The organism is Streptomyces sp. NPDC058284 (assembly GCF_042881135.1).
In the GTDB taxonomy this organism is placed as follows: Bacteria; Actinomycetota; Actinomycetes; order Streptomycetales; family Streptomycetaceae; genus Streptomyces.
On record NZ_JBHVYE010000068.1, the window covers coordinates 1 to 2,899 of the forward strand.

At 71.5% G+C, this 2,899-nt stretch carries 2 protein-coding genes; both read right to left on the reverse strand.

What is annotated here, in order from left to right; all coding sequences use genetic code 11:
- Positions 1 to 1,200 precede the first annotated feature (1,200 nt).
- The gene (locus tag ACFVYR_RS38120) at positions 1,201 to 1,659 is read right to left on the reverse strand and encodes a hypothetical protein (protein ID WP_384263927.1); all 459 of its coding nucleotides are present in this window, start codon (positions 1,657 to 1,659) and stop codon (positions 1,201 to 1,203) included.
- Positions 1,660 to 1,730: 71 nt separating this feature from the next.
- Complete coding sequence (locus ACFVYR_RS38125; protein ID WP_384263929.1) at positions 1,731 to 2,102, reverse strand: hypothetical protein; 372 nt, start codon at positions 2,100 to 2,102, stop codon at positions 1,731 to 1,733.
- Between the last annotated feature and the right edge of the window lie 797 nt (positions 2,103 to 2,899).

Sequence of the window (2,899 nt, forward strand, 5' to 3'; positions counted from 1 at the left end):
GTCCCCGGCGGGGTTCGACGTTCGATCTCTACGCGGCCTGACCCCGGCCCCGGCCTGACCCCGGCCCCGGCCCGGCCTGGCCCCGGCCCTGGCCCTGGCCCCGGCCTGGCCTGGCCGCGGCCTGACCTTGGCCCTGACCCTGGCCTGGCCCCGGTCCCGGCCTGGCCCCGGTCCCGGCTCCGGCCCTGGCCGCGGCTCCGGTCTGGCCGGTGGAGGCCGGGGTGGGGTCGGCCGCCGTGCTGTCTGCCGGGGGTGGTGTGGGCGTGTGGGTGTTCGGCGTCCATCGGGGGGCGGGTGTGTTCGGGCCGGTTGTGGGGGCGTATGGAGCGGATGGTCTTGTCTGCCGGGTGTGGAGCCCGTCTGCCTGCTGTGGTGGGTGGGTGGGGGGGGCTGGGTGTCCGGCCGTCCGCGGGGCGGGGTGTGTCGCGGTGTGTGCTCACCGCCGGTGGGGGGTAGGGCCGTTCCGCCCATGGCCGGTGGGGGGGGGGTACGGCTGTCTCCCTTCATGGCCGGTGGGGGGTACGGCTGTTCCGCCTGGCGCGGGAGGGGGGGGTACGGGTGCCTCGGTGACGCCGTGCGGAGGGGGCCGGGCCCGGGCGGGCTGGGCAGGCGGGTGCCTTCGGCTGTCCTTACGCTGCCGTGATGCGTCCTCGTGGTGAGAACGTCGGCGGGCTTCAGGTGGATCGTGCATGCCCGTCGGGCTGGGCTGTGGTGGCCGGGGTCGATGTTGTCGTGGCGGCGGGTGAGCGCGCGCGGGGGGATGGTATCCGGCGCTGGTGTGAGCAGGGTGGGGTTCTCATGGCCCGGGATTCTTCCGGTCCGGTGGGTTGGTGCGTGGTGGAGTACAGCTTCTTGGGGCAGGGGTTTGTCGTCATGCTGATGGTCGCTGCCGGTGCTTGCCGGCGCGGTGTGGGCGTACAGCTCCTTACGGCCGTTGGGCGGGTGTGCACGGTCACGAAACTGTTGGCCTCGGCCCGCGTCTGCGGCCATCCCGTGCGGCAGTTCCTGCGCGGTGCCGGCTGGTGCCCGGTCGGTCTGCTCCCGAGGGATCCCGAACTCTTCTGCTTGTGCCCGGGCGTTCGGCTCCGTGACGCCGCCGGCACCGGATGCCGGGAGGCAGGCTTGGAGGGTGTTTTCTGCCGGTAGTGCGTCCGGAGGTGGCATCATGTCGCCGGGTGTGCGGCAGTGGGCGGTGGAGACTTACCCGGTGGCGCCGGGGGCTGTGCGGAAGTCGGCCAGGAGCTGGTGTGCGTACTCGTTTGCAGGGCCGAGGTGCTCGACTGCTGCGTGGGCCTGCTGGAGCTGGTCTCTTTCGCACAGCAGCTTCACCAGGTGATACAGGGCGCCGTTGTCGCCGGCCGTGGCGCGGCGGTGCAGCGCTGTGTCCATCCCGCGCTCGTGAAGCGCTTTGTTGAGTCGTCGGCGCGCGTGGACGTCCTTGAGCGCGAGTGCGGTGAGCTGGTCGAATCGCTCCGCCCGAACGAGCAGGTCCATGTGCCACAGATGATTGTCGTGCGCGAGGTAGTCGGTGGAGTAGCACGCGGCACGAGCGCTCACCAGCGAGATGGCTGTATCCCAGTCACCGGTCTGTTCTGCTGTTTCTGCCTGCTCGCGCCATTTCACCGGGCGAGTATCGCGCAGCGTTTCCCGCAGGGACACCCAGAATCGGTCCCCGGAGCCTGCTCCGGCCGGCTCCGGGGCGGGCCTGTGATGGTGCTTCAGGCTCCGTGTCAGGTGGGTGTGGCTGTGTGGGTGAGGCGGCGGGTTTTGAGGGCGGTCGTCGCGATGTGGTTCATGGCGGTGGAGGGTGCGGGGAGGGTTTTGTCGTCGCGGGCGACGTGGCGGTGGTGCATGAGCCGGCCCGGCGTGTGCTCGGCCGCCCGTCTGCGGGGCAGGTCGATGAAGGTTCTGGTTGCGGGGGTGTGTCGGATGACGTCGAGGTCGATGCCGGGGCGGGCGGCACGGCCGATGAGGTGCTCGCGGTGGCCGCGGTCGGCCCGGCCCTTGCGGATGCCGGGGGCGGGGGTGGCGAGGGGGTTGAGGAGGCGTCCGCCGGTGACGCGGTCTGGGATGCCGGCGGCGGTGACCGGCGCCGTCGGCATCAGGTCGGCCGTGTCGATGATGATGTTCGGCGTGCGGCCGGCGAGCTCCTTGGCCGCGTCAGCGTTCTGCCCGCCGGGGGAACGTACGTCAGTGTTCTGCCCGCCGGGGGGGAACGTACGTCAGTGTTCTGTTCGCGGGCGGGAACGGTGGCCGGGGTCTTCACGCGCTGTGTGTCGGTGATGAAGCCGGTCGGCTCTGGGTGGCGGCCCTCTTTCTCGCGGATCCGGCGCGGCGGTGGGGTGTTGGGGTGTTCGAGGATGCCGTCTTTCTCCCAGTTGCCGAAGCAGCCGTGGGCGGTGTTCCAGTGCGGGTAGTCATGTGGCAGGTGGCGTCAGGGGATGTTGGTGCGGGCGGCGTGGAGAATGGTGTCGGGAAGGTTACGCAGGTCGTGCTGGGGCGGGGTGCTGATGCTCGGCAAGTGGCGGTCCTTGTTGTCCCGTCAGCTCGCCGACAGCGGCTGCACCGGGGCCGATCGGGCATCGGGAGGGTCGCTGGGGTATCGCCGCCGTGCGCTGGTACTGCCGGGAGGTGTCAGCCCGTGAGCGGGACGGCAGGGCGCGCGAGAGCGAGGCTGAAGCGTTCGGCGTGAACCGGCAGAGTGGAACCGGAGTCCCGACGGACGTTCACACGGCCAGCCGCCGCAGCCGGCGCAGCCGGCGCGCGGGCGGCAGCCGATGGTGTGCATCTGGCCCGGCGAGGGCGTCGGCGGGCGTCTGGCGGTTGGCCGGCCTGCCGTTCGGTATTCAGCCGGGCCGCTAGGCCGTTTCTTGTGGGTCACCTCGGTGGCCAGATGAAG